Origin of the sequence: Streptomyces filamentosus, from assembly GCF_014654895.1 — a bacterium.
Lineage (GTDB): Bacteria > Actinomycetota > Actinomycetes > Streptomycetales > Streptomycetaceae > Streptomyces > Streptomyces filamentosus.
Genome location: NZ_BNBE01000001.1, coordinates 2205205 through 2231746, shown reverse-complemented (window position 1 = coordinate 2231746; position 26542 = coordinate 2205205). Strand labels below are relative to the sequence as shown.

Here is a 26542-nt window from a genome sequence, read left to right as displayed (position 1 = left end):
CGTGTGCTGGGCTCGGGGGCCGGGGCCCGGGCGGGGGTACGGGACGGGCCCCGGCGGCCGGATCGGTCAGGTGCCGCCGGTCAGGCGCGGCCGGTCAGCTCGTAGCCCGCGTCGTCGACCGCCGCGGTGACGGCGGCGTCGTCCGGGGCGCCGTCCGTGGTGACGGTGACCAGGCCGCCGGCGACGTCGACGTCCACGGAGAGGACGCCCTCCAGCGCGCCGACGGAGTTGGTGATCGCGGTCTTGCAGTGGCCGCAGGTCATGCCGGAGACCGCGTAGACGGTGCTGGTGGCGTCGGCGACGGCGACCGCGGTGGTGGTGCCGGTCGAGCAGCTGTTGTCGGGGGTGCAGCAGGAACCCATGTCGTCCTCCGGGAGGGTGTGTGGACCGGATACCCTCGGGGGGTATCGGCGTCGTGAGTCCATGTATACCCCCCGGTGGTATTCGACGCAAGTGCTGAACCGACTTGACTTGATACCCCCCAGGGGTATGGTGAAGTGCAGGGAACGACGAAACACCGCCCGCGCACCAGCCGTCGGGCACCACAGGTCCGGCATCACGGGCCCGGCACCGGGCATCGGGCACCGAAGGCCCGGCATCAGAGGCCCGGCATCGGGCACCAGGCATCAGGGAGAGCAGCCATGAACACCGGAGTGAAGATCACCGCCTTCGCCGCCGCGCTCGCCGCGACCTTCGGCACCGCGTACGGCGTCGGGAAGGGCGTCGGCCCCGTCGACGAGCCGAAGAAGGCGGAGCACGGCGAGCACGCCGCCGCCACACCCGCGCCCAGCGCCTCCGCCTCCGCCGGCGGCCACGCGGGCCACGAGGAGGCCCCCGCGCAGGCCGCCGCGGAACTGCCCGGCGGCCTCCAGGTCTCCGAGGGCGGCTACACCCTCGACCTGGAGACCCCCGCCCCGCCCGCCGGCCGCAGCACCCTGAAGTTCTCGATCAAGGACTCCGCCGGGAAGAAGGTCACCGCCTTCACCACCGAGCACGGCAAGGAACTGCACTTCATCGTCGCCTCGCGCGACCTGACGGTCTTCCGCCACCTGCACCCCGAGAAGGCGCCGGACGGCACCTGGACCGTCGCCGCCGACCTCCCGGCCGCCGGCGGCTACAAGGCGTTCGCCGACTTCAAGCCCGCCGCGAAGGGCGCGAAGGGCCTCACCCTCGGCGTCGACCTCGGCGTCCCGGGCGCCTACGCCCCGAAGCCGCTGCCCGCCGTCGCCCCCACCGCCACCGTCGACGGCTACCAGGTCCGCCTCGGCGGCACCCTCGACCCCGGCAGGGCCGGCGAGCTGCGCCTCACCGTCACCAAGGGCGGCAGGCCCGTCACCGACCTGGAGCCGTACCTCGGCGCGTACGGGCACCTGGTCGCCCTCCGCCAGGGCGACCTCGCCTACCTCCACGTCCACCCGAACGAGGGCGGCCCCGGCCCCGACGTCTCCTTCACCGCCACCGCGCCGAGCGGCGGCACGTACCGCCTCTTCCTCGACTTCCAGCACGAGGGCAAGGTCCGCACCGCCGCCTTCACGGTGAAGGCGGGCACCCCGGGCACCGCCCCCGGCACCGCTCCGGGCACCGCCCCGGCCCCGGCGCAGACGACCGAGCACGATGCGGGAGACCACGCGCACGGCTAGGCTGGTCATTGGACTAGACCTGTAGCCGTCATTCATGGAGGAATGGGCGCAATGAGCAACCGTGCTGTCCTGGAGGTGATCGCCCTCGACGAGCAGGACGCGGTCGCCGCCCAGACCGGGGGCGCCGACCGCCTCGAACTCGTCACCGACATGGCGGCGGACGGCCTCACCCCGTCGACGGCCGGCTTCACCGCCATCCGCCGCGCCGTCGACATCCCGCTCCGCGTGATGCTCCGCCTCACGGACGGCTTCGCGGCGGGCGACGTCGACGCGCTCGCCGGCCGCGCCACGGAACTCCGCGCGGCCGGCGCCGACGAGTTCGTCCTCGGCTTCCTCACCGCCGACGGCGAGCCCGACCTGGTCGCCGTCGAACGGCTCATCGCCGTCCTCGACGGCGCCCGCTGGACCTTCCACCGCGCCATCGACCGCGCCGCCGACCGCGACGGCCTCCGCAAGCGCCTCGCCGACCTCCCCGGCCTCGACACCTACCTCACCGCGGGCTCCGCCACCGGCGTCGACACGGGCCTCCCGGTCCTCGAAGCCGAAGCCGCCCGCACCGGCGAGCCCGGCTACGAACCCCAGATCCTCGTCGGCGGCGGCCTCCGCCTCGACCACCTCCCCCGCCTCCGCGCCGCCGGCCTCACCGCCTTCCACATCGGCGGCGCCGCCCGCCCCCAGGGCTGGACCTCCCCGGTCTCCGCCGAAGCGGTCCGCACCTGGCGCGAGGCGGTCGACGCGTGACGCGTCAGGGCGCGGTGCGGCGGAAGGTGTAGGGCACGCCCCGGCCGGTGGTGACGCGGAGACGGTCCTTGCCGGCGGGGCGGACGTCGAAGGTGCCGTGACCGTGGCAGATGCCCATGTCGGGGCCGCCGGGGATCACGTCGCCGAGGACCACGCGGTCCGGGGTGGCCGTGACCACGACAGCGGCCACGGCGCAGGAGTCGGGGCCGGCGCCACCGATGATCTCGACCTCCGCGTCTACGTACGCGCGCGGGAGGGCGAGCTCCATCGACGGTTTGGTGTCCGTCGTGATCCAGGTGCCCTCGAAGGCCTTCCGCGTCCGCGCGTCCATTTCCGTCTCGCGGTGGAGGCGGGCCGAGGCGCCGCCGGAACGCCATACCAGGGCGCCCTCCTGTGCGGAGAGCGTCTGCTGCGGGGGCGTGCAGTCCGTGGCGGCTTCCGGCGGTTCGCGGGGCGAGTGGTCCACGGAGGCCAGGCCGTCGCGCACGGTCAGGGCGCTGTCGCTGCCACGGCAGGTCCGGTCCGCGTACTGGAGGGCGTAGCCAGAACTGTGGCCGAACTCCGGCGTCCCCGTACTGATGACGAAGGTGACCCGGAGGGGCGCCTCGCCCGTTCCGTCGTCCTTCACCTCGCCCACCCAGGTCCCCGCGAAAGCGGCGTTGTCGAGCGGCGGACCGGAGGGAGGCGGGGTCGTCCTCTCTCCGCTCGGCCCGCCGGCCTCCTTGTCGCCCAGCCAGGGGACGACCACCGCCGCCGTCGCGAGGACGACCGCCGCGAGGGCCGCGGCGATCGTCGTGCGGCGGCGGTCCGGACGGAGTCCGAAGCGGGGACTCCTGGGCGAAGGCGGGTCCGGTGACGGGTTCGGTGACGGGTCGGGAGGCGAGTCCGGAGGCGTGGTGCTGATCGGGGGCGAGACCGGGGCCGGGATCGAAACCCTGACCGGGGCCGGACCGTCCGCGTCGAGGAGGCGGCCCGCCTGGGAGCCGAGGGAGACCAGGAGCGGACCGGGGAGCCAGGCCGGGACGGCGTCCACTGCCCATGCCCCCGTCTGGGCGAGGACGTCAGAGGGGGCGGGTCGCCGCGACGGGTCCTTGCGGAGACAGTTCCGTACGAGGTCCTCCAGCGGCGCCCGCAGGCCGGACAGGTCCGGTTCCTCCTCGGCGATGCGGAACATCAGCGCGTGGGCGCCGCTCCCCAGGTCGCCGAAGGGAGTGCGACCGGTGGCCGCGAAGGCGAGGACCGTGCCCAGGCTGAACACGTCCGCCGCGGCGGTCAGCCGCTCGCCCCGGACCTGCTCGGGGGACATGAAGCCGGGCGAGCCGATCACCGCGCCGGTCCGGGTGAGGAAGCCGTCGACCGGGGTCTCCAGGGCCCGGGCGATACCGAAGTCGATCACGCGCGGCCCGTCGGCGGTGACCAGGACATTGGACGGCTTCAGATCACGGTGGACCAGACCCGCACCGTGGATGTGGGACAGCGCGTGCGCCAGCCCGTTGGCCAGGGCGAGAACCGAATCGTGGGGCAGCGGCCCGTGGCGGTGGGCCACCACGTGGTGCAGGTCGGGCCCGGGGACGTACCCGGTGGCGACCCACGGGGTGGCGCAGTCGGTGTCCGCCTCCAGGACCGGGGCGGTCCACGCCCCGCCGATCTTGCGGGCGGCGGCGACCTCCTGGGCGAACCGCAGGCGGAATTCCTTGTTCTGCGCGAAGCCGTCGTGGACGGCCTTCACGGCCACTGTCCGGCCGCCCTCCGAGCGGGCCAGATAGACCCTTCCCATTCCTCCGGCCCCGAGGCGGCCGATGATCCTGTACGGCCCGATCCGCTCGGGGTCGCCAGGCTCCAAGGCATCCACGGGACGACGGTAGAACACGGGTGATCGGAAGTCAGGTGTTCCTGACGATAAGTGAACTCCACTGTTCGGCAAGAAGGTTGGGAGGAAAGGGGGGATGGGGACGGAAAAATTCGGTGCGCGTACCCCGGCCCCTCGCTAGCGTCCCCCGCATGACGGACGACGGCATCGGCGAAGACCTCGTACGGCGGCTGGTGGCCGCGCAGTTCCCCCGGTGGGCGGGGCTGGAGGTGCGGCGGGTGGTGTCGGCCGGGACGGACAACGCGATGTTCCGGCTCGGCGGGCGGCTCGTGGTGCGGATGCCGAAGGCGGAGTGGGCGGCCGGGCAGGTGGAGAAGGAGCAGCGGTGGCTGCCCCGGCTCGCGGACGCGCTGCCGCTGCCCGTGCCGGTGCCCGTGGGCGCCGGGGTGCCCGGCGAGGGGTACGGGCGGGCGTGGGGCGTGTACGAGTGGCTGGACGGCGACGACGCCTGGGCCTCGCCCGTCACCGACCTCGCGCACGCGGCCGTGGAGCTGGGGCGCTTCGGCGTGGCGCTGCGGGCCGCCGACGCCGCCGGCGGGCCCCGGGCCTCCCGGGGCGGGCCGGTCACCGACTGGGAGGAGGGCGCCCTGCCGGGCGCCGTCGCCGGGCTCGCCGCCGCCGGGACGCTCGACGCGCGGGCCGCGCTCGACGCCTGGGAGCGGGTCCTGGCCCTGCCCGGCTGGGACCGGGACCCGGTGTGGCTCCACGGCGACCTGCTGCCGGGGAACCTGCTCACCCGCGGCGGACGGCTCGGCGCCGTCATCGACTTCGGCGCCCTCGGCACCGGCGACCCCGCCGTCGACCTCCTGCCCGCCTGGGCGCTCCTCACCCCCGCCACCCGCCCCCTCTTCCGCGCCGCCTCCGGCCTCGACGACGCCACCTGGGCGCGCGGCCGCGGCTGGGCCCTGTGCTGGGGCCTCGTCACCGACCACCACTACGGGGGGACGGGCGGCCCCGGCACCGCCCCCGTGCCCAACCCGGTGCTCGCCGCCGTCGCCCGGCGGTCCTGGACCGAGGCCCTGCCCGAGTTCGCCTGACAGGTGAGCTCAAGGGGCGTCCGCTTGTGTCCCCGTGTGGGATGAAAGAGCAGGTCAGGCGGATTCTTGAACGCTTGACACGGGTTCCGGTACGGGTGAGGGTGGCGCTGCGGCCGGGGCTCGTCCGGCCTGCTGCACAGGGGTGGGGACCTTTGAACGACATCCGTACGCGCGCCGACGCGCTCATCGCCGCCGGCCGCCCGGCCGAGGCGCGGACCGCCGCGCGGGAAGCGCTCGACGAGAACGGGCCCGACGCCGGGCTCTTCCTCGCGCTCGCCCGAGCCCACATGGCCGAGGACGACGACGACCACGACGACGCCGCCGAACGGGTCTTCCGCGAGGGCCTCGACGCCTTCCCCGACGACGTCGGACTGCTCGGCGGCTACGCCGGACTCTGCGCCCGCACCGACGGCTTCGAGCGCCCCGGCCGCCGCGCGCGCGGCGAGGAGGTCCTCGCCCGGCTGCGCGAGATCGCCCCGAACTCACCGGAGTTGCTTCGCGCCGAGTCCGCCGGGAGCTCCGTCGCGGCCGACGAGAAGGACGGCGCGTCGGTCCGCCGGATGCAGTCCTTCGACGCGGCCCGCGCCCTCGCCGACGCGCCCTCGCCCGAGGCCGCCGCCGCCCGGGCCGCCCGGTGGGCCGCCGCCGCCCCGCACGACCGGCGGCTCGCCGTCCTCGCCGAGACGACCGCCGCCCTCGCCGCCCCCGGCCATGCCCGGGCCCGCTTCCTGCTGCTGCGGCGCCTCGAATACCGCTTCACCGCGGGCCTGCTCCTCGCCCTGCTCGTGATCCTGCGCCTCACCGTCCTCCCCGGCATCCCGTTCGGCGTGGCGGCGGGCGCGGGCCTGCTGCTGCAACTCCCCTTCCTGAGCCTCCGCAAGCTGCTGCGCGCCGCCCGTGACCGGGCCGCCCTGCGCATGACGGAGGCCGTGGCGGAGCCGGAGCCGGAGCCGGAGGACGAGGGCGGGAGCCCGGCGGGAGCCGGCGGCTTCGGGGCGCCCGAGCTGCCGCCCGTGCCGCGCGTCACCCGCCGCGAGTACGCCTTCGCCGGCGCGGGAGCCGTGCTCCTGCTGCTCGTCGGCGGCGCGGCGTACGCCTCCTCCGTCGCGTACCCGCGCTACGACGTGGTCGCCCACGACGAGTACCGGGGCCTGACCGGGTACGACCTCCGCGAGGAGTACGACCCTTTCCGGAGCGTGCCGGGCTTCACGCCGGAGCGGTCGGCGGCCCGGGTGTACGTGGAGGAGGACGCCGCCCGGGACGCCCCCGCCGAGTACCTGGTGGCCGTCGCCGCCGGCGACTTCCACGAGACGCGGGAGGCGCACGTGCGCGACGCCGAGACGATGGCGGCGCTGGTGGGGCCGCTCACCGCCACCAACGAGGTCTGGGAGGCCGGAGCGGGTCCGTACGGCGGCTGGATGCAGTGCGCCCGCTACACCGAGGCGTCCTCCGGCACGCTCAGGAGCGTGTGCCTGTGGGCCGACAAGGGCAGCTTCGGCCTGGCGGCGTTCACGGCCGGGGACATGGACCGCGCGGAGGTCGAGGCCACGGCCCGCTCCGTGGGCGCCGACTTCCTCCGCCCCGCCGCCGGCTGACGCCCGCCGGCCGAAGCCCCGCCGCCGGCGCCTCGAGGGGGACCGTCGTACCCCCGTGGTACTCCTGTCCCCATGACTCGGTTCCACGACTTCAACCTCAAGCTGCTCGTCATCGAGGAGCTCATGTACTCGGCGGGGACGCTCCTCCCGGTCTACGACCTCGGCGAGGCGCTGGCCGCCCGGGGCATCGGCGACCCCGCGTCCTACGCCCTGGAGAACGACCTCGTGGGAGAGGTGCTGCCGGAGTCCCGGGAGTACTTCGAGGCCCTGGAGATCCCGGCGGAGCTGCTGGCCACGGTGGAGGAGCTGTGCTTCGACGCGGGGGCGGACGTCTTCCGCCACTGCGCCCCCGCCTGGGACGGCGAGGACGACCTCTTCGACGTCCGCTCCCTCGACGACCTCGACCTGCTGCCGGGCCTCCGCGAGGTCACGTTCGTGGAGGACGGCGTGCTCGCGGTGCCCGACGCGGCGGAGGTCTTCGCCGCGCGGGGCATCACGACGGACGAGTGACACCGGGGGACGCGACGGACGAGTGACCCCCGGGGATCAGTCCGCCGCGACCAGTTCCACCTCGAAGCCGTCCGCGTTCTCCAGGTAGGCCGCGTAGTGGTCCGGGCCGCCCGCGTGCGGGTGCCGGTCCGGGAAGAGGAGGCGCCAGCCGTGGTCGGGGGCCCCGGCGGCCAGGGCGTCCACGGCGGCCCGGCCGGCGACGTGCAGGGCCAGGTGGTTGAGGCCCGGCCGGTGCCGGTCGTGGGCGTCTCCGCGCCGGGCCGGGGACTCCTCCACCACCAGGTAGAAGGAGCCCAGGACCCAGCTCCGGCCGCCGTCCCAGCGCTGGAACGGCGCGTAGCCCAGCGCGCCGAGGAGCCAGCCGAAGCTCTCCTCGGCGCGTGCCAGGTCGCCCACCCACAGTTCGAGGTGGTGCGGCAGCCCGGGAGCCGGGACCGGACCCCCGCCCGTCACGCCCGGGGCTCCAACTGCTCCGGCAGCGGCGCCGCGTGGACGATCGTCAGACCGGACACGGCACGGGTCAGCGCCACGTACAGGCGGCGCAGGCCGGTGCGCTCGTCCGGTTCGCCGTCGACGACGGCCGCCGGCTCGTCCAGGACGACGTGGTCGTACTCCAGGCCCTTCGCGAGCGACGCCGGGACGAGGGTGAGCCGGGACTCGGCGGTCGTCTCCTCGCCGGGGGAGAGGTACGGCATCCCGGCGGCCTCCAGCGCCGCCGCCAGCGGGGCGATCCGCGCGTCGGCGGCGATGAGGCCGATGGAGCCCTCGTGGGCGAGCGCGTCGACGCACGCCGCGACCACGGCCCCGGCGGAGTCCCCCGCCGCGCCCGCCGCCTCCCGCACCTCGAACGCCCCCGGGTTCTCCCGCACCGACTCCACCGGCGCGAGCCCCGGCGCCATGTGCGGCAGCAGCCGGGAGGCGTACGCGATGACCTCGCTCGGCACGCGGAAACCGGCCGTCAGCTCCTCCACCCGGGCCTCCGGCTTGCCGAGGTGCCCGAGGGCGTCCTCCCAACTCCGCGTCGCCCAGGGGGTGGTGCCCTGCGCGAGGTCGCCGAGGACCGTCGCCGAACCGGTCGTGCAGCGCCGCCCGACCGCCCGGTACTGCATGGGGGACAGGTCCTGCGCCTCGTCGAGGACGACGTGCCCGAGCGAATGGGTCCGCTCGACCAGGTCCGTGGCCTCGTCGATCAGCACGGTGTCCGCCGCCGACCACCTCGCCGTCCGCACGCTGCGGGCCGGCTTCTCCCACAGCAGCAGCTTGCGCTCCTCGTCGGTCAGCACGCCCGCCGAGTGCTCCGCCAGGAACTCCGCGTCGCCCAGCAGCCGCAGCACCAGCTTGGCCGGGTCGACCGGCGGCCAGCACTCCTTCACCAGGGCCTTCACCGCCGCGTTCCGGGCGACCGCGTTCTGCACCCGGTCGTCGGGCGCCTCGCCCGCCTGCTCCATCCGCACGAGCACCGCGTGCGCGATCCGCTGCGGCAGCGCCTCGCGGGCGGCCCCGTAACGGATGTCACGCTCCGTCAGCTCCCTTACGATCTCCTCCAGTTCGTACGCGGGAACCCGCCAGCGGCGCGAACCGCGCACCACCATCAGCGGCTCCGTGGGCAGCGACACGTGCGACCACACCGCCCGCCGCAGGACCTCCGCCATCCGGGCGTCGCCCTTCACGACCGCCGTCGCCGCCGCGTCCGCGCCCCGCACCTCGACGTGCGCGACCAGGTCGTCCACGGTCGCCTGCTTCACCTCCAGCTCGCCGAGGGCGGGCAGCACCTGCTCGATGTACTGGAGGAAGGACCGGTTCGGCCCGATGACGAGGGTCCCGGTGCGGGCGAGCCGCTCCCGGTGCGCGTAGAGGAGGTACGCGACGCGGTGCAGGCCGACGGCGGTCTTGCCGGTCCCCGGGCCCCCCTGCACGCACAGCGTGCCCGACAGGTCCGAGCGGACGATCTCGTCCTGCTCGGGCTGGATCGTCGCCACGATGTCCCGCATGGGGCCGACGCGCGGCCGCTCGATCTCCGCCTGGAGCAGCCGGCTGGTCCGTTCGAGCTCACCGGGGTCGGAGAGGCGCTCGTCCTCGTACGCGGTGAGCTCGCCGCCCGTGTAGCCGAAGCGGCGCCGCAGCCCCACGTCCTGCGGGTCCTTCTTCGACGCCTGGTAGTACGGCTGCGAGACCGGCGCGCGCCAGTCGATCACCATCGGGTCGCCCTGCGCGTCGTGGACGTGCCGCCGCCCGATGTAGAAGCGCTGCCCGTGCTGGGTGGGCGGCAGGTAGTCGAGCCGGCCGAAGAAGAGCGGGGTGTGGGAGAGGTCGGCGAGGGCCTTGATGCGGTCCTCGATCTGCCGCTCCAGGACGATCGAGTTGACCCAGTTCGCGGTGACGTCCTTGATGTCCAGCGCCTCCACCTCCTCGCGCATCGCGCGCAGGGCGGCGCGGGAGGAGGACAGGTGGGCCCGCTCGCGCACGAGCGGATCGTCGGTGGGCACGGCTGCGGACACGGTGAAGCCTCCGGTGGGACGTACGGACACAACAGCTGTGGCCGCCGGTTTCCGACCGGACGGCGGCGCGCTCCACGCGGCGGCTCGGGCCGGCGGGAGGCGGGGAAGCCGGTGATTCTAACGCCGGGCCGGGCGGACGGGCCAATCGTTTTCCCGTAGGGGACGGGATCCGCCGGAAGGGGGACACGGGTTCCGTCCCCAGGCCGATGTGTTCCTAATGTCCGGATTCCATCATGGAGGCATGAGCGCGACGACCTTCACCCTCGTGACCAGCATCCCCCGCCCCCGCCGCTTCGCGGCGACGGCCCTCCGCGCCGTCCGCGCCTTCGGCGGCGCGGCCGTGGGCGTGGCCCTCCTCGGCGACCCCGGCCCGGACGGCGCGGGAGTCGGAAACCCCCGCCCCGCGCACCTGCGGGACCGGGACCGGAGCTGAGTACGGGCCCGGACCCGTCTGAGTACCCGCACGCCTGCCGGCGGTGCCGGCGCGGTGCTGGGATGGCGGCATGACGACACCGAGCCCCGCCCCCGACCCGTACGCCCCGAGCCCGCTCGCGCTCCGCGCCTTCGCGGCCTTCGGCCTGCTGCTCGTCGCGGCCTGCACGGTGGCGGCCATGGCGGTCACCCTCGACGACGCGATCTCCGGCGACGGCTCCGGCGGCGGCTTCGTCACGGCCGGCTTCTGGGCCGTGGGCCTCGCCGCCGTGACGGGCGTGGCGGCCCTCGTCGTGCCCCGCCGCGCCCTCGTCACCGCCCAGTACGCCCTGGCCCTCGCGGGCCCGCTCCTGGCCCTCATGGACTGACGGACCGGAGGACCCGGCCCGTCCGCCCGCTACGGCGCCAGCAGCTCGTCCGCGTCGACGATCCGGTAGGCGTACCCCTGCTCGGCCAGGAAGCGCTGCCGGTGGGCGGCGAAGTCCTGGTCGATGGTGTCGCGGGCGACCACCGAGTAGAAGTGCGCCTGGTGCCCGTCGGCCTTGGGCCGCAGGACGCGGCCGAGGCGCTGGGCCTCCTCCTGGCGGGAGCCGAAGGTGCCGGAGACCTGGATGGCGACGGTGGCCTCGGGCAGGTCGATGGAGAAGTTGGCGACCTTCGACACGACGAGGACGTTGATCTCGCCGTTGCGGAAGGCGTCGAAGAGCCGCTCCCGCTCCTTGTTGGAGGTCTCGCCCTTGATGACGGGCGCGTCGAGGTGGGCGCCGAGCTCGTCGAGCTGGTCGATGTACTGGCCGATGACGAGGATCTGCTGCCCGGCGAACTTCTCCACCAGCGCCTCCGTCACCCGCCGCTTCGTCGCCGTCGTCGCGCAGAAGCGGTACTTCTCCTCGGCCTCGGCCGTCGCGTACGCGAGCCGCTCCGAGTCGGTGAGGTTCACCCGCACCTCGACGCAGTCGGCGGGCGCGATGTACCCCTGCGCCTCGATCTCCTTCCACGGCGCGTCGAACCGCTTCGGCCCGATGAGCGAGAAGACGTCCGCCTCCTTGCCGTCCTCGCGGACGAGGGTCGCGGTCAGCCCGAGGCGGCGGCGCGCCTGGAGGTCGGCGGTGAACTTGAAGACGGGCGCGGGCAGCAGGTGCACCTCGTCGTAGACGATCAGGCCCCAGTCGCGGGAGTCGAAGAGCTCCAGGTGCGGGTAGACGCCCTTCCGCCGGGTCGTGAGGACCTGGTAGGTGGCGATGGTGACCGGCCGGATCTCCTTCTTCGTGCCGCTGTACTCGCCGATCTCGTCCTCGGTCAGCGAGGTCCGCCTGACCAGCTCGTTCTTCCACTGCCGGGCGGAGACGGTGTTGGTGACGAGGATCAGCGTCGTCGCCTTCGCCCGGGCCATCGCCCCGGCGCCCACCAGCGTCTTGCCCGCGCCGCACGGCAGCACGACGACGCCGCTCCCGCCGTGCCAGAAGCCCTCGACGGCGTGCTGCTGGTACGGCCGCAGGCTCCAGCCGTCCTCCGCGAGCTCGATCGGGTGCGCCTCGCCGTCCACGTATCCGGCGAGGTCCTCGGCGGGCCAGCCCAGCTTCAGCAGCGTCTGCTTGATCTGCCCCCGCTCGGAGGGGTGCACGGCCACGGTGTCGGCGTCGATCCGCGCCCCCACCAGCGGCTGTACCCGCTTCGACCGCAGGATCTCCTCCAGGACGGGCCGGTCCGTCGTCGTCAGCACCAGCCCGTGCGCCGGGTGCTTGGACAGCGTCAGCCGCCCGTACCGCCCCATCGTCTCGGCGATGTCCACCAGCAGCGCGTGCGGCACCGGATAGCGGGAGTACTCCACGAGCGCGTCCACGACCTGCTCGGCGTCGTGCCCGGCGGCCCGCGCGTTCCACAGCCCGAGCGGCGTCACCCGGTACGTGTGGATGTGCTCGGGCGCCCGCTCCAGCTCCGCGAAGGGCGCGATCGCCCGCCGGCAGGCCTCGGCGAGCTCGTGGTCGACCTCCAGCAGGAGCGTTTTGTCACTCTGGACGATGAGTGGCCCGTTCACGCGCGATCAGGTCCTTCCGGCAGCGGGCCGCCCCCGCGACGGCCAAACGTCCAGTGTGCCGCATGGCCGCGGGGTGCGGGGCGGGCCCGCGCGTTCCCGGCGGGCCGCCCCGCGTCCGTCCCGCGTCCGCTTCCCGGCGCTCCCCTCAGACCTCGTCGTCCGCCAGTTCCGCCACTCCCGTGATGCGGTGCAGCGGGTAGGTGCGGACCTCGTCGGCGGTGTGGTCGTAGCCGGTGACGAAGCCGCCCTCGACGCGGACGGGGGCGATGACGCGCTGGCTGGCGGCGCCCTCGGCGTTGACGTAGCCGATCCAGACGGCGGAGCCGGTCATGGCGGCGGCCTGGACGGTGGCCAGGGTCTCGGCGGGGGAGGTGCGGGGGAGGCCGCCGGGAGTGGCGGCGGCGGGGGCGGGTTCCTTGCGGACGGCCGTGGCGGCGCGGTCGCCCGCGCGGATGGCGCGGACCGCCGCCGCGAGCAGCGTCGCGTCGGGCGGCGGCGGGCCGTCGGGGACGGGGGCCGGGGGCGTGCGGACCGGGGTGCGGTGCGCGGCGGCGCGGGCCACGAGGACGTCGCCCTCCGCCGACTCGGCCGCCGGGGCGTAGCCCATCGCCCGCAGGCCGTCGAGGAGCGAGGACGGGTCGGTCTGGGCCGCCAGCACCGTCGGCGCGAGGCGGCGCAGCCGCAGGGGCGCGGAGCGGCGGTCGGCCAGGATCTCGCCGAGCAGCGCGTCGTCGTCGCAGCGGACGTACGCGGAGGCCGCGCCGATCCGCAGGTGGCCGTGTCTGCGCGCCACGTCGTCGATCAGGTACGCGAGCGGCTGAGGCACCGGCGTGCGGGAGTGCGCGGCGAGGAAGGCGTGCAGGTCGGAGGCGGCCTGCCCGGTGTCGAGGGCCCGCCGCACCGAACCGGGCGTGAACCGGTAGACCGTCGCGCCACCCTTCGACTCCACGTCCGCGAGGACCGCCAGCGCGTCGGCCAGCGGCCGCAGCAGCGGGCCCGGCGCGACCGCCGTCAGGTCGGCCTGGAGGAGGACGTGGTCGACGGCCTCCGGCAGCAGCGGTTCCAGCAGCTCCGCCGCCCGCTCCTCCGCCACCTCCGGCTCCACCCCGCCGCCCTCGGCCGACGGCTCCGCCGGAGCGTCGAGCGGCAGGTTGAGCAGGGCGCGGGCCGCCGTCGACAGCGCCCCGCGCCCGGTGATCCCCAGCAGTTCGGCGTCCTGGAGCGCCCAGCGGGCGAGGCGTTCCCGCAGGTCGACGGGAGAGGAGGGGGCGGGGGAGGAGGCGGGCGCGGGGCGGGAGTCCGACGCCCAGGCGCCCGCCGCCGTCTCCGGGGGCGCGGCGGCCGGAGCGCCCGGGGCCGCGGGCGCGCGGTCCGCGGCGGACCCGCCCCGCGTCGGGCGCTCCCAGCGCAACCGGGCCAGGAGGGTCTCCGGGTCGGGCGCCGCGCCCGGCGGGAGGGCCGCCAGGAGGCCGAGGACCCGGCGGCGCACCTCGGGGGCCGCCGCCCGGTCCAGGTCGGGGCCGAGCACCGACAGCGTCCGGCCCTTCGCGTCCTGCCCGCCGGCCAGCCCCGGCGTGCGGGTCGCCGCCAGCCAGGCGGCGGCCAGCCGGACCCAGCGTTCGGCCGGCGGCAGGTCGAGCCAGTCGTCGTAGGCGGGCGTCGGCGCGTACCGCTCGTCCGCCTCGCCGTCCGAGGCCAGCAGCCCCGCCCCGTACGCCAGCTCCAGCCAGAACGCCGCCACCGGCTCCGGCACGTCGAGCGCGGCGGCCGTCCGCTTCAGGTCCCGCACCGAGAGGCCGCCCGCCCGCAGCACCGGCGGCCCGCCGTGCTCCCAGGACTTCAGCAGCTCCTCGACCGTCGCCAGCGCCGCGTACGCCTGCCCGGCCGCCGCCCCGTCGGCCACCGCCGGACGGTACTCGCGGGCCACCGACAGTTCCGGCGCGCGCGGCTCCGGCGCCCGGTGCGCCCGCCCGCCCCGCAGGTGCAGCGCCACCTCGCGCGGCAGCACCATCGTGCGCGGCGACACCGGCAGCAGCAGCCCCCGGTCGCGCAGCCAGCCCACCGGCGGCGCCGGCTTCGCCGTCACCTCGCCGTACGGCGGCCCCCACACCAGCCGGTCGAGGACCGCGAGGGCCTCCGGCGGCGCCGTGTCGAGCAGCGCCGCCATCCGCTCCCGGTCGGTGAAGAGCGAGGTCAGCGCGGCGACCGCCGACACCGGGTCGTGCGTGGACGGCAGCCCGGCCGCCGCCACGATCTCCTGGAGCCGCCCCGGCGACATGCCCGCCGTCGCCTCCGCGACGGTCGGCCCGAGCCCGGTGGGGGAGGGGTGCTGCGGCGACGGGGAGAGCAGCTCGCGGGCGGTCCGCACGAGCCGCAGCCGGTCGTCCCCGCCCCACACCAGCGCCTGTTCGCGCAGCAGCGCCACCGCGCGGGGCAGCGCCTCCTCGACGGCGGAGCCGGGCCGGCCGCCGGTGAAGAGGCCGAGCAGCACCGGGTACGGCGCGGGGTCCGGCGCCACCGCCAGCGCCTGCGCCACCTGGAGCGAGAAGCGGTCGAGCCGCTCCAGGGCCCGCACCACCGACGCCCGGGTCCCGGCCCGGGTGGCCAGCTGGGTCAGGTCGTTCGGCACCGGGCCGAGCAGGTCGGGGCGGGCGCGCAGCAGCGCGGCGAGCCCGTCGTCGCCGCGCGCCCGCAGCGCCTCCGCGAGCGTGCGGGGGCTCCCCGCGGTCCCCCTCGGACGTCCCTCGGGCACGTGCGCCTCCCGGTCCAGCTCGCCGATCCCCATCCGCCCCACGTTATCCGCTGCACAGGCGCTACCGTCAGGACCGGGACGGCGTTCGGCCGGACGGTGGAGGGGCGGCGTGGGCATCGAGAGCGACCGGATGGTCTTCGACTACCTGAGCCGGGTCGGCGACCTGGCGCAGCAGCGGCACCTTCCCCCCGGCGACAGATCGGCCCTCGTCTCGGGCCTCCGCGACGAGATCGACCGCCGCCGCGCCACCCGCGGCGAGGAGTCCCCCGCCGCCGTCCGCGGCATCCTCGGCGACCTCGGCACCCCGGACGAGGTCGTCACCCGCGCGGAGTCCCGCGCGGAGCCCCGAGAGGGAGCCTCCGGCACGGGCCCGGCTTCCGGTGCGGGGTCCGGGTCCGGGTCCGGTACGGGGTCCGCTCCCGGCTCCGGTACGGCCCCGGTCCCGTCGTCCCGTACGGCTCCCGCCCCGCCGTCCGGCTCCCCGTCCCGTACGGCTCCCGCCCCGCCGTCCGGCTCCCCGTCCCGTACGGCTCCGGAGCGCCGGGGCCGTACCGCCTGGTGGTCCTCCGGGGCCCGCGAGGGCGCGGCGCAGGAACCCCCGGCACCCCGGAAGACCCCCTCCCCGGCTTCCGCCCCGGACCCCGACGTCCCCCGCCCCCGCGCGGGCGACGGCCCCGCCGGCTGGTGGGCGGAGGGTTCGGAGGGCGCGGCGGCGGAGGTGCGCGTGCCGGGGTTCTCCGGCGCGGCGGAGGAACTGCACGTGCCCGGCTTCTTCGGCGGGGTGGAGGCACCGGAGCTGTTCCGGCCGCCGGAGCCCGAGGAGGAGGCGGAGGAGGAGCCCGGCGAGGCGCCGGCGCCGCCCGGCCGGATGCGCCGCGCGGTCCGGCTGCTGCGCCGGCGCCGCCCGGCGGAGGAGGCCGTCCAGGAGCCGGAGCCGGAGGCGGCGGCACCGGCCCGGGGCTTCGCGCACCCCTTCCTGCTGCTCGCCGCACTGCTGCTGGTCGTGGGCGCCGCGTTCGGCTGGCTGCTCGCGCTGGCCGCCGGCTGGGTCATCGCGTACGGCTCGCGCAGGCTCGGCCCCGACGGGGTCCGGACGGCCGTCTTCGTCCTCCCCGGCGTCGCCGCCGCCGGGAGCGCCGTCTGGCTCTGGGGCCGGGTGGAGGGCCGCTGGGGCGAGGCGGTGGCCGCCGGCGGCGAGGGCATGAGCGCGGCCCTCGCCGACACCTGGCCCTGGACCCTGCGGGCCGCCGCCCTGCTCTCCGCCCTCTACCTCCTGCGCCGCTCCCGCCGCGCCTGACCCGCCCAGGCCGGGCCTGACCCTCCCCGGCCGAGCACGCCCCTCCAGGGCGACTGCTCCGCCCCGGCCGGCGTACTCCTCCGGACCGGCCGCTGCTCCCGGAGCGGCTGCTCCTCCCGGTCGGCTACGCCTCCCCGCCCGGCCGCTCCTCCCAGGGCGCGCCCGGCACCACCAGCGGCGAGCCGGTCACCGGGTCGGGGATCACGACGGACGGCAGGCCGAAGACCTCCTGGACGAGGGTCTCGGTGACGACCTCGGCGGGCGGGCCCTCGGCGACGACCCGGCCCGCCTTCATGGCGACGAGGTGGTCGGCGTAGCGCGCGGCCTGGTTGAGGTCGTGCAGGACGAGGACGACCGTGCGGCCCCGGGAGCGGTTGAGCCGCCGGACCAGGTCCAGGACCTCCACCTGGTGCGCGATGTCCAGGTAGGTCGTCGGCTCGTCGAGGAGCAGCAGGTCCGTCTCCTGGGCGAGGGCCATCGCGATCCAGACGCGCTGGCGCTGGCCGCCGGAGAGCTCGTCCACCGAACGGTCGGCGAGCGCGGCGACGTCCGTGCGGGTCATGGCCTCCACGACCGCCCGCTCGTCCTCCTCGGACCACTGCTTCCACCACGCCTGGTGCGGCTGCCGGCCCCGGGCGACGAGGTCGGCGACGGTGATGGCCTCGGGCGCCACGGGCGTCTGCGGCAGCAGGCCGATCGAGCGGGCGATCCGCTTCGTCGGCAGCTTCGCCAGCTCCTCCCCGTCGAGCAGGACGGCGCCCCCGGCGGGCTTGAGCAGCCGCCCGAGGGCCCGCAGGGTCGTCGACTTGCCGCAGGCGTTGGGGCCGACGATGACGGTCACCCGGCCGTCGGGGATCGCCAGGTCCAGCTCCTCGACGACCGTCCGGCTCTCGTAGGCGAGGGTCAGCCCCCGGGCGGTCAGCCTGCTGCCGGCCGCCGCGCCCGTCTTCGTGCCTTCGCTCATGCCTTCTCTCCCGTGCGGCTCCGGATGATGAGCCAGATCAGATACGGGGCGCCGACCGCCGCCGTGAGGACGCCCACCGGAAGTTCCACCGGCGAGAAGAGCCGCCGCCCGGCGAGGTCGGCGGAGACGACGACCAGCGCGCCGACCAGCGCCGAGCAGAAGAGCGGGATCTGCGCCGTGCGCGTCACCCGGCGGGCGATCTGCGGGGCGAGCAGCGCCACGAAGTCGACCGGCCCGGCGACCCCGGTCGCCACCGACGCCAGCACCACGCCGACCGCGACGAGCCCCAGCCGTACCCGCCCGAGCCGGACGCCGAGCGCCGTCGCCGTGGAGTCGTCGAGGGAGACGGTCCGCTGCGCGCGGGCCGCCCACAGCACGGCGGGCAGCATCAGCAGGAGCGTCCACCGGATCGGCGCGGACTCCTCCCAGCCGCGCCCGTTGAGGGAGCCGGTCATCCAGATCTGCGCCTGCTGGGCGACGAGGTAGTCGCCCTTGGTCATGAAGAGGGTGATGAGGGACCGCAGCGCGATGGCGATGCCGATGCCGATGAGGACGAAGCGGGTGGCGTGCAGGCCGCCGCGCCAGGCGAAGGCGTAGACGAGCGCGGCGGCGAGGACGCCGCCGAGGACCGACAGGTACGGCAGGACCGCGTACGACGCGAGGCCGAAGGTCATCGCGCCCACGGTGAGCGCGCCCGCGCCCTGGCTGATGCCGATGATGTCGGGCGAGGCCAGCGGGTTGCGGGCCACGGTCTGGATGAGCGCGCCCGCGACGCCGAAGGCGGCGCCGACGCAGAGCGCGGTGACGAGCCGGGGCTCGCGCAGCTCCTCGACGACGAACGCGGCGGGGGAGTCGCCGCCGGTGAGGATCGTCAGGACCTCGCCGGGGGCGATGGTCCTCTCGCCGACGCAGAGGTACGCGACGCAGACCGCGGCCAGCAGCGGGAGCAGCACCGAGACGGCGAGCAGCGAGCGGCGGTGGACGAGGAAGGAGACGGGGCCGGTGCGGAGCAGGGCGTGGCCGGCGGGCCGCACGGACCGGGCCGGGGCCGCGGCCTCCGGGCTCCCGGGGTTCTTCACGGGGGTGCTCACGCCGGCACCGCCTTCCGGCGCACCAGCGTCACCAGGAACGGCACGCCGATGAGGGCCGTCATGACGCCGGCGGGTATCTCGCCCGGCGGGAAGACGACCCGGCCGGCGACGTCCGCGACGAGGACCATGACGGGGCCGGTCAGGGCGGCCATCGGCAGCACCCACCGGTGGTCGGAGCCGACGACGGCACGGGCGATGTGCGGGACGGCGAGGCCGACGAAGGCGATCGGTCCGGCGGCGGCGACGGCCGCGCCGGTGAGGACGGTCGCACCGAGGCCGCCGACGATCCGGACGGTGGCGACGTTCTGCCCGAGGCCCTTGGCGACGTCCTCGCCGAGCGCGAGCGCGTCCAGGCCGCGCGCCACGGACAGCACGAGGACGGCTCCGACCAGCAGGAACGGCCAGATCTGCTCGATCGTCGCCGCGTCGCGCCCGTCGAGGGAGCCGGTCTGCCAGAAGCGGAACTCGTCGAGCGCCGCCGCCTTCGTCGTCAGTACGCCGGTCGTCACCGACAGCAGCAGCGCGTTGATCGCCGCGCCGCCGAGCGCCAGTTTCACGGGCGTGGCGCCGCCCCGGCCGCTGGACGCGATGGCGTAGACGGCGACCGAGGCGAGCGCGGCGCCGACGAAGGCGAACCACACGTAGCCGGAGAGGCTGTGCACGCCGAGGAAGGCGATGGCGAGGACGACGGCGACCGAGGAGCCCTGGCTGATGCCGAGGATGCCGGGGTCGGCGATCGGGTTGCGGGTGATGCCCTGGAGGGCGGTTCCGGCGAGCGCGAGGGCCACGCCGACCATCAGCCCGATGACGGTGCGGGGGACGCGGAGCTGCCGCACCACCTCCGCGTCGTCGCCGGTCGCCCCGTGCAGGAGCGCGTCGAACACGGTGCCGGGGGCGATGGCCCGGGCGCCGACGGCGAGGCTGAGGAGGACGGCGAGGAGCAGGGCGACGACGGCCGCCGAGGTCGCGAGGACCCGTCTGGAACGGAAAGCGGCTGTCATGAGGGCACCCATCCGGGCGAGAGGAGGTTCGGTAAGGCTTGGCTTAGTGTAAACAGCACCCGTATTCGAACACCCGGGCACAATGTCCCCCATGACGACGAACACGCCCGAGGCCCCCCTCCCGGCCGGAAACGCCCCCGCGGCCCCGCTCGCGGCCGGAAACGCCCCCGCGGACCCGCTCACCGTCGGCTTCGACCTGGACCTGACGCTCCTCGACACCCGCCCCGGCATCAAGGCCGCCTTCACGGTCTTCTCGGAGACGTACGGCGTCGAGGTCGACGCCGACCTCGTCGTCAGCCGCCTCGGTCCGCCGCTGGAGCAGGAGATGGCCCACTGGGTGCCCGCCGAGCAGGTCACCGAGATGACCGCCCGCTACCGCGCCCTCTACCCCGAGCACGCCATCGAGCCCACCGTGCCCATGCCGGGCGCCCGCGACGCCCTCGACGCGGTCCGCGAGGCCGGCGGCCGGACGATCGTCGTCACCGCCAAGAACGCCCCCGACGCCCGCCGCCACTTCGCCCACCTGGGCATCGAGCCCGACGCCGTCGTCGGCCGCCTCTTCGCCGAGGCCAAGGCGGAGGCGCTGCGCGCCCACGGCGCCTCGGTCTACGTCGGCGACCACGTCGGCGACGTCCGCGGCGCGAAGGCCGCCGGAGCCCTCTCGGTCGCCGTCGCGACCGGCCCCTGCGCCCCCGACGAACTCCGCGAGGCGGGCGCCGACGTGGTCCTGGAGGACCTGACGGACTTCCGCGCCTGGTGGGAGGCGTACGTCGCGCGGACCGCCCGCTAGGCGGTCGGCCGCACCCGCCGGGCCTGCCGCCGCTGGGCCGCGATCGACCGCAGCACCCCGGCCGCGGCCAGCACGAAACCGACGCCCATCAGCATCGACACCAGGTAGGCGACGGTCGGGAAGGGATCCGTCCCGAGGAGGAGCGGGGCCACGGTGACCAGCGTCGCGACCGCGCCGATCGCGAAGACGACGACCCCCGCCTTGACGAGGCCGTCACCGGGCGCGGAGTCGTCCGCCGGTCCTGTACGGGTTTCGCTGCTCATCCGGTCAGGGTAGTTCCTCGGCCACAGGAACAGCCCGGCGGCGTCTTGTCACCGGCGCCCCGGCCATTAGCCTTGGTGCCGGCGGGCCGCTTTCGACCCGCTGTTTCTTTTACCCCGACGAGTCAACGAGGACGAGGACAGGCGTGCCTACCGGCAAAGTCAAATGGTTCAACAGCGAGAAGGGCTTCGGCTTTCTCTCCCGCGACGACGGCGGTGACGTCTTCGTCCACTCGTCGGTGCTCCCTGACGGAGTCGACGCACTGAAGCCGGGCCAGCGGGTGGAGTTCGGCGTCGTCGCGGGGCAGCGGGGCGACCAGGCGCTGTCGGTGACGGTCCTCGACCCGACGCCGTCGGTCGCCGCGGCCCAGCGCCGCAAGCCCGACGAGCTGGCGTCGATCGTGCAGGACCTGACGACGCTCCTGGAGAACATCACCCCGATGCTGGAGCGCGGCCGCTACCCCGACAAGGCGGCCGGCAAGAAGATCGCGGGCCTGCTGCGGGCGGTCGCGGACCAGCTCGACGTCTGAGCGCCCCTCAGGGGAGGACCCGGGGCCCGCGAGGAGGCCCCGGGGTCCTACGGGAAGGCCAGCGCGTCCGGGCCGAGGGGCGGCACGAGGCCCTCGGCCGCGGCCCGGGTGAGCAGGCCCCGGACCGCCGCGTAGCCGTCCTCGCCGAGGTCGGCGGTGAACTCGTTCACGTACAGCCCGATGTGCTGGTCGGCGACCTTCGGGTCCATCTCCTGCGCGTGCTCCATGACGTACGGCCGGGAGACCTCCGGGTCGTCCCACGCCATGCGCACCGAGCGCCGGGCGGAGTCGGCGAGCAGCCGCAGCGCCTCCTCGCCCAGGGAGCGGCGGGCGACGATCGCGCCGAGCGGGATCGGGAGGCCGGTGGTGGACTCCCAGTGCTCGCCCATGTCGGCGAGGCGGTGCAGCCCGTACGACGCGTAGGTGAAGCGGGCCTCGTGGATGACGAGCCCCGCGTCGACCTTCCCGTCCCGGACGGCGGGCATGATCTCGTGGAACGGCAGCACGACGACCTCGCCGACCCCGCCGGGCACGGTCTCGGCCGCCCACAGCCGGAAGAGCAGGTACGCGGTCGAGCGCTCGCTCGGCACGGCGACGGTCTTCCCCGCCAGGTCGGCCCCGCTCCCGGGCTCCCGGGTGAGGACCAGCGGGCCGCAGCCCCGGCCGAGCGCCCCGCCGCAGGGCAGCAGCGCGTACTCGTCGAGGATCCACGGCAGGACCGCGTACGACACCTTCAGGACGTCGTGGTCGTCGGCGCCGCCCTCCGCCCAGCCGTTGGTGACGTCGATGTCGGCGAAGGTGACGTCGAGGCGCGGGGCGCCGGGGACGCGGCCGTGGGCCCAGGCGTCGAAGACGAAGGTGTCGTTCGGGCAGGGCGAGTAGGCGATCTTCAGCTGCACGGCCGGGCCTCCAGGGTGCCGAGGGCGGGTACGAGGGCCGCGGTGGCGGCCCGGAGCGCGGTGAGGGCCTCGCCGATCCGCCAGGCGGCGCGGTCGCGGGGTCCCACGGCGTTCGACACGGCCCGCAGTTCCAGGACGGCGGCGCCGTGCGCGGCGGCGGCCTCGGCGACGCCGAAGCCCTCCATCGCCTCGGCGGCGGCCCCCGGGTGCCGGGCGGCCAGCTCGGCGGCGCGGACGGCGGTGCCGGTGACGGTGGAGACGGTCAGCACGCCGCCGGTGGTGTGCGGGAGCCCGGCGGCCGCGAGGGCGGCGGCGACGGGTCCGGTGAGGGCGGCGGGCACGGCGTGGACGGAGCGGCCGAAGCCCAGCTCCTCCACGGGCAGATAGCCCTCGGGGGTGTCGGCGCCCAGGTCGGCGGCGACGACCGCGTCCGACACGACGAGCGAGCCGAGCGGGGCGCGGCCCGGGAAACCGCCGGCGATCCCGGCGGAGACGACGAGGTGGTACGGCTCGCCGGCGAGTGCGGCCCGGGCGAGCGCGGCCCCGGTCGAGGCGGCGACGGCGGCGGGTCCGACCCCGCCCACGAGGACGTCCACGGAGACGTCCGCGGGGCCGGTGGTCCCGTAACGGCGCAGCAGGAGACCGCCCGGGACGGGGAGCTCCCCGGCCGGGCGGGCCAGGTCCGCGAGACCGCCGGCGACGGAGTCTGCCTCCGCCGCCACGGCCGTCACGATCAGGATCCGGTGCGGCACCGGAGGATCAGGATTCCTTCTTCAGCTTGAAGTGCCAGATGCCGGTGAGCGTCTTCCCGGTGTTCTCGACGATCGTCACCTGGGTCTCGTCCGGGACCTCGCCGGTCTGGCTGGAGAAGAAGGCGCTGGCCGGAATGGTCCGGTACGTCTTCTTGTACGGCTCCTGCTCGGCCTGCTGGCCGCCCAGGAAGATGGTCCAGCCGTTGTCGGCGACCGACGGGTCCACGCCGAAGCGGATCTTGTCGTCCATGGCGACGGTGATCGACTTCTCGGCCTTCTTGTTCAGGCACTTCTGGACGTCGGACTCCTTGATGGGGTCGCCGTCGTTGTAGCAGGCGGCCTCGGAGTTGACCGATTCGGTCCCGACCGTGAGGGTCGCGATCGGGGTCGGCTTATCGCAGGCGGAGAGGACGAGGAGCCCGGCGGAGACGGCCCCGAGGGCGACGGCGGCCCGGCGGCGCGAGCCGGAGAAGAACGCAACGGTCATGAGCCGAAGGCTATCGGGCCGCCGCGCCGCTGCCACGCGGGGGTACGGCGCGGCGCGCACCCGCCACCCCGTGCGCCCGTACGGCCCCTCCGCGGCTCCCGTGCGGCTTCCGTACGGGGACCGCTCAGGCGACCTTCGCGCGCTGCGGGCGGTCGGAGGCGCCGGGCCCGCGCGACGACAGCAGGCCCCGTACGGCGAGGAGGGCGCCGATCGCCAGGAAGCCGGCCGCCACGGCCATCCCCACCGTCCCGTTCAGCGGCATCGCGATCCCGAGGGCGCCGCCCACCACCCAGGCCATCTGGAGCGCCGTCTCGGAGCGGGCGAAGGCGGAGGTCCGCACGGCCTCCGGCACGTCCCGCTGGATCAGCGCGTCCAGCGACAGCTTCGACAGGGCCTGCGTCAGCCCGGCGACCGCGCCGAGGACCGCGACCATCACCCCGCCGAAGAAGACGGCCGCGCAGACGGCGGCGGCGAGGACCGTCGAGATCATGGTGGCGATGATCACCTCGGGCCGGTGCCCCCGGTCCCGCAGCAGCGACCCCGCCGCCGTCCCGCACGCGTTCCCCACTCCCGCCGCGACCCCGACGATCCCCAGCGACACCGCCGCCGACTGCCCCGACAGCGGATGCTCGCGCAGCAGGAACGCCAGGAAGAAGATCAGGAAGCCGGAGAGCATCCGCTGCGCCGCGTTCGCCTGGAGCCCGTGCAGCACCGCCGGGCCCACCGTCCGCAGGCTCGGCTTCCGCTCCCCGTGCGTCAGCAGGTGCGCCCGCCGCTCGCCCTTCGCCGAGTCCACCTTGGGCGGCATCCGCACTGCCCAGTACGTCCCGAGCAGGAACAGCGCGCACGCCCCGAACAGCGGCCAGCGCGGCCCGACCAGCTGGAGCCCCGCCCCCACCGGGGCGGCGATGCCCGTCGCGAGCAGCCCCGCGAGCGTCACCCGCGAGTTCGCCTTCACCAGCGAGAAGCCCGGCGGCAGCAGCCGGGGCACCACGGCGCTGCGCACCACCCCGTACGCCTTCGACGTCACCAGCACCCCGAGCGCCGCCGGATACAGCTCGATCCCGCCCGTCGCGACCGCGCCCGACATCAGCACCGCCAGGACCGCCCGGGCCAGCATCGCCGCCGCCATCGCCGCCCGCCGCCCGTGCGGCAGCCGGTCCAGCAGGGGCCCGATGACGGGCGCGAGGAGCGTGAACGGGGCCATGGTGATGGCCAGGTAGAGCGCCACCCGGCCGCGGGCCTCGTCGGTCGGCACCGAGAAGAACACGGTCGACGCGAGCGCCACCGTGATCATCACGTCCCCGGCGCCGTTCACCGCGTGCAGCTCGATCAGCTTCCCGAGCCCCGACTCGCCCGCCCCGTGGGCGTGCGTCGCCCGCCGGATCCCCTTCGCGGTCCCCGTGAACGGCAGGTGCAGGACACGCCCCACCGCCCGGCCCGCTCGGCGGAGCGGCCCGGGCCGGTCGGGGGATGGACCTGACCGCGCGGCTGCCACCACCTCATAGTGCCCCACCGGCCCCCCGCCCGAACCGAGCCCGCCGCCCCCGGGGGTGTCGGACCGCCCGGGACACGCCGGAAGGCGGGCGGAACCGCCGGGAGCACGGGAAACGGTGGAGAAGCGCCGGAGGAGGTCCGGAGCCCCCTCCGGATCAGGGGCGGGATCCGGGGCGGAATCCGGGTCGTGAGGCGGGGCGTGAGCCGGGGCGGACTTCGGAGGGGGCCCCGGACGGGGACTCAGGGCGAAGACTCCGTCGGAAGCGGGGAAAACGGGGGAGGAGCGGCGGGAAAGCCCCGGGCGGCAAGGAAAAAGCACGGGCGGGGAACCGCGTGGTTCCGGGGCCGGCCGGGGCCCGATCCGGGTCACTTGGGGCGCGCAGGTGGGCCCAGGCCCGCGAACGGGGTAGCGTGCGTAGCGCGCCACCGGCGGTTCCTCTCGGCCGCGCGCCCCTTCGGCATCCCGCAGAATGGATGACGAATAGGTGCGCCCGAGACGTGTGAGACCGGTCGGGTGCGGACGTCGATGCGGCCCCCAGGTCCGCTCCGCCCGCCCCGCTCCCGGAGCCTCGCTCCCGTTCCTCGGCCGGCGCACCCGTGAGACGGCGTAGGAGAGAAGCGAGACCTGTGAGTGCTGCGACGACGCGAGACCGTACCCCGCGAGCCACGCGTACCCCGGCCCCCGACCGCCTCTGCGCCGAGGCCGTAGACCTCGCCCGGGAGGCCGCCGAAGAGGCGGCCGCGCCGGGCGTCGTCGGCGAGCACTCCGGCGTCCTCGCGGAGGGTGACCGGGTCGTCACGCACTTCTTCGAGTGCAAGGAGCCCGGCTACCGCGGCTGGCGCTGGGCCGTGACGGTCACCCGTGCCTCCCGGGCGAAGAACGTCACCCTCGACGAAACCGTCCTGCTGCCCGGCGCCGACGCCCTCCTCGCACCCGAATGGGTGCCGTGGAGCGAGCGGCTGCGGCCCGGCGACCTCGGCCCCGGCGACCTCCTGCCGACCGCCGAGGACGACCCGCGTCTGGAGCCCGGCTACACCGGCGAGGACGCCCCGCCGCCGAACTCCGTGCTCTCCCCCGAACTGGCCGACCACCTCGACGCCGAGGACGCGGAGATCACCGACCGGGCGCCGACCCGCGGCGCGATCGCGGCCGTCGCCGACGAGCTCGGCATGGGCCGCGCCCGGGTCCTCTCCCGGTACGGCCTCCGGCTCGCGGCCGACCGCTGGGACGAGTCCTTCGGCCCCCGCACCCCCATGGCCCAGGCGGCGCCCGCCACCTGCCAGTCCTGCGCCTTCCTGGTCCCGCTGGCCGGCTCCCTGCGCCAGTCCTTCGGCCTCTGCGCCAACGAACTGTCCCCGGCGGACGGCCGCGTGGTCTCCCTCGCGTACGGCTGCGGCGGCCACTCGGAAGCCGCCGTCATGCCGGCCCCGCCGGCCCTCGCGGAACCCGTCCTCGACTCCACCGCCGTCGACCCCTTCCCCCTCCGCCCCCCCGCCGACTCCGGCTCCGTCCCCACCCCCGACACCACCTCGGAGGACCTGGGCCACTCCTGACCCACGCCGCCGCCGTTTCGTTGCGGGCGCCGCCGTTCCGTCGTGGGCAGTCGTTGCGCCGGGGCGGAACGGGTGGGCACGACGGAACGGCACCCCTCGCGGGTGCCTCCGCTTCCGGGCCTGGACCCGCACCCCAAGTGCCTCGTGCACGGGGTGCGGGTCCAGGCGCGTAAGCCTGGGCGCGGCAGAGGGCGCCGTCCCCGTGCCCACCCGTCCCGCCCTGCGGGACGCCTGCCCACAGGGCCGCCGGGCGCAGCCCGCAGGTGCGACGGGGACGCGGGCGCAGCCCGCGCGGGCCCGGGGGGAT

General features: G+C 75.6%; 25 protein-coding genes. 11 read left to right on the top strand and 14 right to left on the bottom strand.

All coding sequences use genetic code 11. From position 1 onward, the window contains the following. Positions 1–80 precede the first annotated feature (80 nt). Positions 81–362, bottom strand: coding sequence for a cation transporter (locus tag IE326_RS09950; RefSeq protein ID WP_150230342.1), 282 nt, complete (start codon positions 360–362; stop codon positions 81–83). A gap of 279 nt (positions 363–641) precedes the next feature. On the opposite strand from IE326_RS09950, the gene IE326_RS09945 reads away from it, so the two are divergent. Both IE326_RS09945 and IE326_RS09940 read left to right on the top strand, forming a co-directional pair. Beyond that, positions 642–1640 carry a DUF8832 domain-containing protein gene (locus tag IE326_RS09945; RefSeq protein WP_190041324.1) on the top strand — a complete coding sequence of 333 codons (999 nt, stop codon included), beginning with the start codon at positions 642–644 and terminating at the stop codon, positions 1638–1640. A 51-nt stretch (positions 1641–1691) separates the two neighbouring features. Then, positions 1692–2381, top strand: a complete 690-nt coding sequence (locus tag IE326_RS09940) for a copper homeostasis protein CutC (RefSeq protein ID WP_150230347.1) — start codon at positions 1692–1694, stop codon at positions 2379–2381. A gap of 4 nt (positions 2382–2385) precedes the next feature. Here IE326_RS09940 and IE326_RS09935 read toward each other — a convergent pair whose 3' ends face one another. Continuing rightward, a complete protein-coding gene (locus tag IE326_RS09935; RefSeq protein WP_190041323.1) occupies positions 2386–4233 on the bottom strand; it encodes a serine/threonine-protein kinase in 1848 nt (615 codons plus the stop codon). 149 nt (positions 4234–4382) lie between these two features. Between IE326_RS09935 and IE326_RS09930 the strand changes: the two genes are divergently transcribed. The 3 genes from IE326_RS09930 (at position 4383) to IE326_RS09920 (ending at position 7393) form a co-directional block, all read left to right on the top strand. Further along, positions 4383–5288 carry an aminoglycoside phosphotransferase family protein gene (locus IE326_RS09930; RefSeq protein ID WP_190041322.1) on the top strand — a complete coding sequence of 302 codons (906 nt, stop codon included), beginning with the start codon at positions 4383–4385 and terminating at the stop codon, positions 5286–5288. Between the two features lie 152 nt (positions 5289–5440). Further along, positions 5441–6883 (top strand): hypothetical protein, encoded by a 1443-nt coding sequence (locus IE326_RS09925; protein ID WP_190041321.1) that lies wholly within the window; start codon positions 5441–5443, stop codon positions 6881–6883. Between the two features lie 72 nt (positions 6884–6955). Further along, positions 6956–7393, top strand: coding sequence for a DUF6892 domain-containing protein (locus tag IE326_RS09920; RefSeq protein ID WP_150230354.1), 438 nt, complete (start codon positions 6956–6958; stop codon positions 7391–7393). 36 nt (positions 7394–7429) lie between these two features. On the opposite strand, the gene IE326_RS09915 is transcribed toward IE326_RS09920, so the two are convergent. Together IE326_RS09915 and IE326_RS09910 are read right to left on the bottom strand one after the other, a co-directional pair. Beyond that, positions 7430–7846, bottom strand: coding sequence for a VOC family protein (locus tag IE326_RS09915; RefSeq protein WP_150230357.1), 417 nt, complete (start codon positions 7844–7846; stop codon positions 7430–7432). Further along, positions 7843–9921, bottom strand: a complete 2079-nt coding sequence (locus IE326_RS09910) for a HelD family protein (protein WP_373310174.1) — start codon at positions 9919–9921, stop codon at positions 7843–7845. Before IE326_RS09910 ends, IE326_RS09915 begins: the two co-directional genes overlap by 4 nt. Before the next feature lie 211 nt (positions 9922–10132). Between IE326_RS09910 and IE326_RS09905 the strand changes: the two genes are divergently transcribed. Together IE326_RS09905 and IE326_RS09900 are read left to right on the top strand one after the other, a co-directional pair. Beyond that, positions 10133–10324 (top strand): hypothetical protein, encoded by a 192-nt coding sequence (locus IE326_RS09905; protein ID WP_190041320.1) that lies wholly within the window; start codon positions 10133–10135, stop codon positions 10322–10324. A 70-nt stretch (positions 10325–10394) separates the two neighbouring features. Next, entirely contained in the window at positions 10395–10691 is a 297-nt protein-coding gene (locus IE326_RS09900) for a hypothetical protein (RefSeq protein ID WP_190041319.1), read from the top strand. 29 nt (positions 10692–10720) lie between these two features. Here IE326_RS09900 and IE326_RS09895 read toward each other — a convergent pair whose 3' ends face one another. Further along, positions 10721–12361 (bottom strand): DNA repair helicase XPB, encoded by a 1641-nt coding sequence (locus IE326_RS09895; protein WP_150230362.1) that lies wholly within the window; start codon positions 12359–12361, stop codon positions 10721–10723. Positions 12362–12506: 145 nt separating this feature from the next. Further along, positions 12507–15146 carry a helicase C-terminal domain-containing protein gene (locus tag IE326_RS09890; protein ID WP_190041318.1) on the bottom strand — a complete coding sequence of 880 codons (2640 nt, stop codon included), beginning with the start codon at positions 15144–15146 and terminating at the stop codon, positions 12507–12509. A 76-nt stretch (positions 15147–15222) separates the two neighbouring features. Between IE326_RS09890 and IE326_RS09885 the strand changes: the two genes are divergently transcribed. Then, positions 15223–16410, top strand: a complete 1188-nt coding sequence (locus tag IE326_RS09885) for a hypothetical protein (protein WP_190041317.1) — start codon at positions 15223–15225, stop codon at positions 16408–16410. Between the two features lie 124 nt (positions 16411–16534). On the opposite strand, the gene IE326_RS09880 is transcribed toward IE326_RS09885, so the two are convergent. The 3 genes from IE326_RS09880 to IE326_RS09870 are packed head-to-tail and all read right to left on the bottom strand — an operon-like array spanning position 16535 to position 19466. Continuing rightward, positions 16535–17374, bottom strand: a complete 840-nt coding sequence (locus IE326_RS09880) for an ABC transporter ATP-binding protein (protein WP_190041316.1) — start codon at positions 17372–17374, stop codon at positions 16535–16537. After that, entirely contained in the window at positions 17371–18465 is a 1095-nt protein-coding gene (locus IE326_RS09875) for a FecCD family ABC transporter permease (protein WP_229915272.1), read from the bottom strand. Before IE326_RS09875 ends, IE326_RS09880 begins: the two co-directional genes overlap by 4 nt. After that, positions 18462–19466, bottom strand: a complete 1005-nt coding sequence (locus tag IE326_RS09870) for a FecCD family ABC transporter permease (RefSeq protein ID WP_190041315.1) — start codon at positions 19464–19466, stop codon at positions 18462–18464. Before IE326_RS09870 ends, IE326_RS09875 begins: the two co-directional genes overlap by 4 nt. Positions 19467–19557: 91 nt before the next feature. On the opposite strand from IE326_RS09870, the gene IE326_RS09865 reads away from it, so the two are divergent. After that, the gene (locus IE326_RS09865) at positions 19558–20256 is read left to right on the top strand and encodes an HAD family hydrolase (RefSeq protein ID WP_229915271.1); all 699 of its coding nucleotides are present in this window, start codon (positions 19558–19560) and stop codon (positions 20254–20256) included. On the opposite strand, the gene IE326_RS09860 is transcribed toward IE326_RS09865, so the two are convergent. Next, the gene (locus IE326_RS09860) at positions 20253–20519 is read right to left on the bottom strand and encodes a hypothetical protein (protein ID WP_150230374.1); all 267 of its coding nucleotides are present in this window, start codon (positions 20517–20519) and stop codon (positions 20253–20255) included. The genes IE326_RS09865 and IE326_RS09860 overlap by 4 nt on opposite strands. A 143-nt stretch (positions 20520–20662) precedes the next feature. Between IE326_RS09860 and IE326_RS41700 the strand changes: the two genes are divergently transcribed. Then, on the top strand, positions 20663–21046 hold the full coding sequence (locus tag IE326_RS41700; protein ID WP_030749636.1) for a cold-shock protein: 384 nt from the start codon (positions 20663–20665) through the stop codon (positions 21044–21046). 47 nt (positions 21047–21093) lie between these two features. Here the strand turns inward: IE326_RS41700 and IE326_RS09850 are convergent, their stop codons facing one another. From IE326_RS09850 to IE326_RS09835, 4 genes are all read right to left on the bottom strand, one after another. After that, a complete protein-coding gene (locus IE326_RS09850; RefSeq protein ID WP_190041313.1) occupies positions 21094–21945 on the bottom strand; it encodes a 1,4-dihydroxy-6-naphtoate synthase in 852 nt (283 codons plus the stop codon). Next, on the bottom strand, positions 21936–22697 hold the full coding sequence (locus IE326_RS09845) for a futalosine hydrolase (protein WP_190041312.1): 762 nt from the start codon (positions 22695–22697) through the stop codon (positions 21936–21938). The genes IE326_RS09850 and IE326_RS09845 overlap by 10 nt, the downstream gene beginning before the upstream one ends. A 7-nt stretch (positions 22698–22704) precedes the next feature. Beyond that, the gene (locus IE326_RS09840; protein WP_030749628.1) at positions 22705–23184 is read right to left on the bottom strand and encodes a hypothetical protein; all 480 of its coding nucleotides are present in this window, start codon (positions 23182–23184) and stop codon (positions 22705–22707) included. A 124-nt stretch (positions 23185–23308) separates the two neighbouring features. After that, positions 23309–24682 (bottom strand): MFS transporter, encoded by a 1374-nt coding sequence (locus IE326_RS09835; RefSeq protein ID WP_150230379.1) that lies wholly within the window; start codon positions 24680–24682, stop codon positions 23309–23311. A 626-nt stretch (positions 24683–25308) separates the two neighbouring features. Here IE326_RS09835 and IE326_RS09830 point away from each other — a divergent pair. Then, positions 25309–26235 (top strand): DUF3027 domain-containing protein, encoded by a 927-nt coding sequence (locus IE326_RS09830; protein ID WP_190041311.1) that lies wholly within the window; start codon positions 25309–25311, stop codon positions 26233–26235. Positions 26236–26542: the final 307 nt, after the last annotated feature.

Bases quoted from the DNA above. Each gene is read 5' to 3' on its own strand.
- IE326_RS09950 (WP_150230342.1), bottom strand. From the start codon at position 362: ATGGGTTCCTGCTGCACCCCCGACAACAGCTGCTCGACCGGCACCACC.
- IE326_RS09945 (WP_190041324.1), top strand. From the start codon at position 642: ATGAACACCGGAGTGAAGATCACCGCCTTCGCCGCCGCGCTCGCCGCG.
- IE326_RS09940 (WP_150230347.1), top strand. From the start codon at position 1,692: ATGAGCAACCGTGCTGTCCTGGAGGTGATCGCCCTCGACGAGCAGGAC.
- IE326_RS09930 (WP_190041322.1), top strand. From the start codon at position 4,383: ATGACGGACGACGGCATCGGCGAAGACCTCGTACGGCGGCTGGTGGCC.
- IE326_RS09920 (WP_150230354.1), top strand. From the start codon at position 6,956: ATGACTCGGTTCCACGACTTCAACCTCAAGCTGCTCGTCATCGAGGAG.
- IE326_RS09905 (WP_190041320.1), top strand. From the start codon at position 10,133: ATGAGCGCGACGACCTTCACCCTCGTGACCAGCATCCCCCGCCCCCGC.
- IE326_RS09900 (WP_190041319.1), top strand. From the start codon at position 10,395: ATGACGACACCGAGCCCCGCCCCCGACCCGTACGCCCCGAGCCCGCTC.
- IE326_RS09890 (WP_190041318.1), bottom strand. From the start codon at position 15,146: ATGGGGATCGGCGAGCTGGACCGGGAGGCGCACGTGCCCGAGGGACGT.
- IE326_RS09880 (WP_190041316.1), bottom strand. From the start codon at position 17,374: ATGAGCGAAGGCACGAAGACGGGCGCGGCGGCCGGCAGCAGGCTGACC.
- IE326_RS09870 (WP_190041315.1), bottom strand. From the start codon at position 19,466: ATGACAGCCGCTTTCCGTTCCAGACGGGTCCTCGCGACCTCGGCGGCC.
- IE326_RS09865 (WP_229915271.1), top strand. From the start codon at position 19,558: ATGACGACGAACACGCCCGAGGCCCCCCTCCCGGCCGGAAACGCCCCC.
- IE326_RS09860 (WP_150230374.1), bottom strand. From the start codon at position 20,519: ATGAGCAGCGAAACCCGTACAGGACCGGCGGACGACTCCGCGCCCGGT.
- IE326_RS09840 (WP_030749628.1), bottom strand. From the start codon at position 23,184: ATGACCGTTGCGTTCTTCTCCGGCTCGCGCCGCCGGGCCGCCGTCGCC.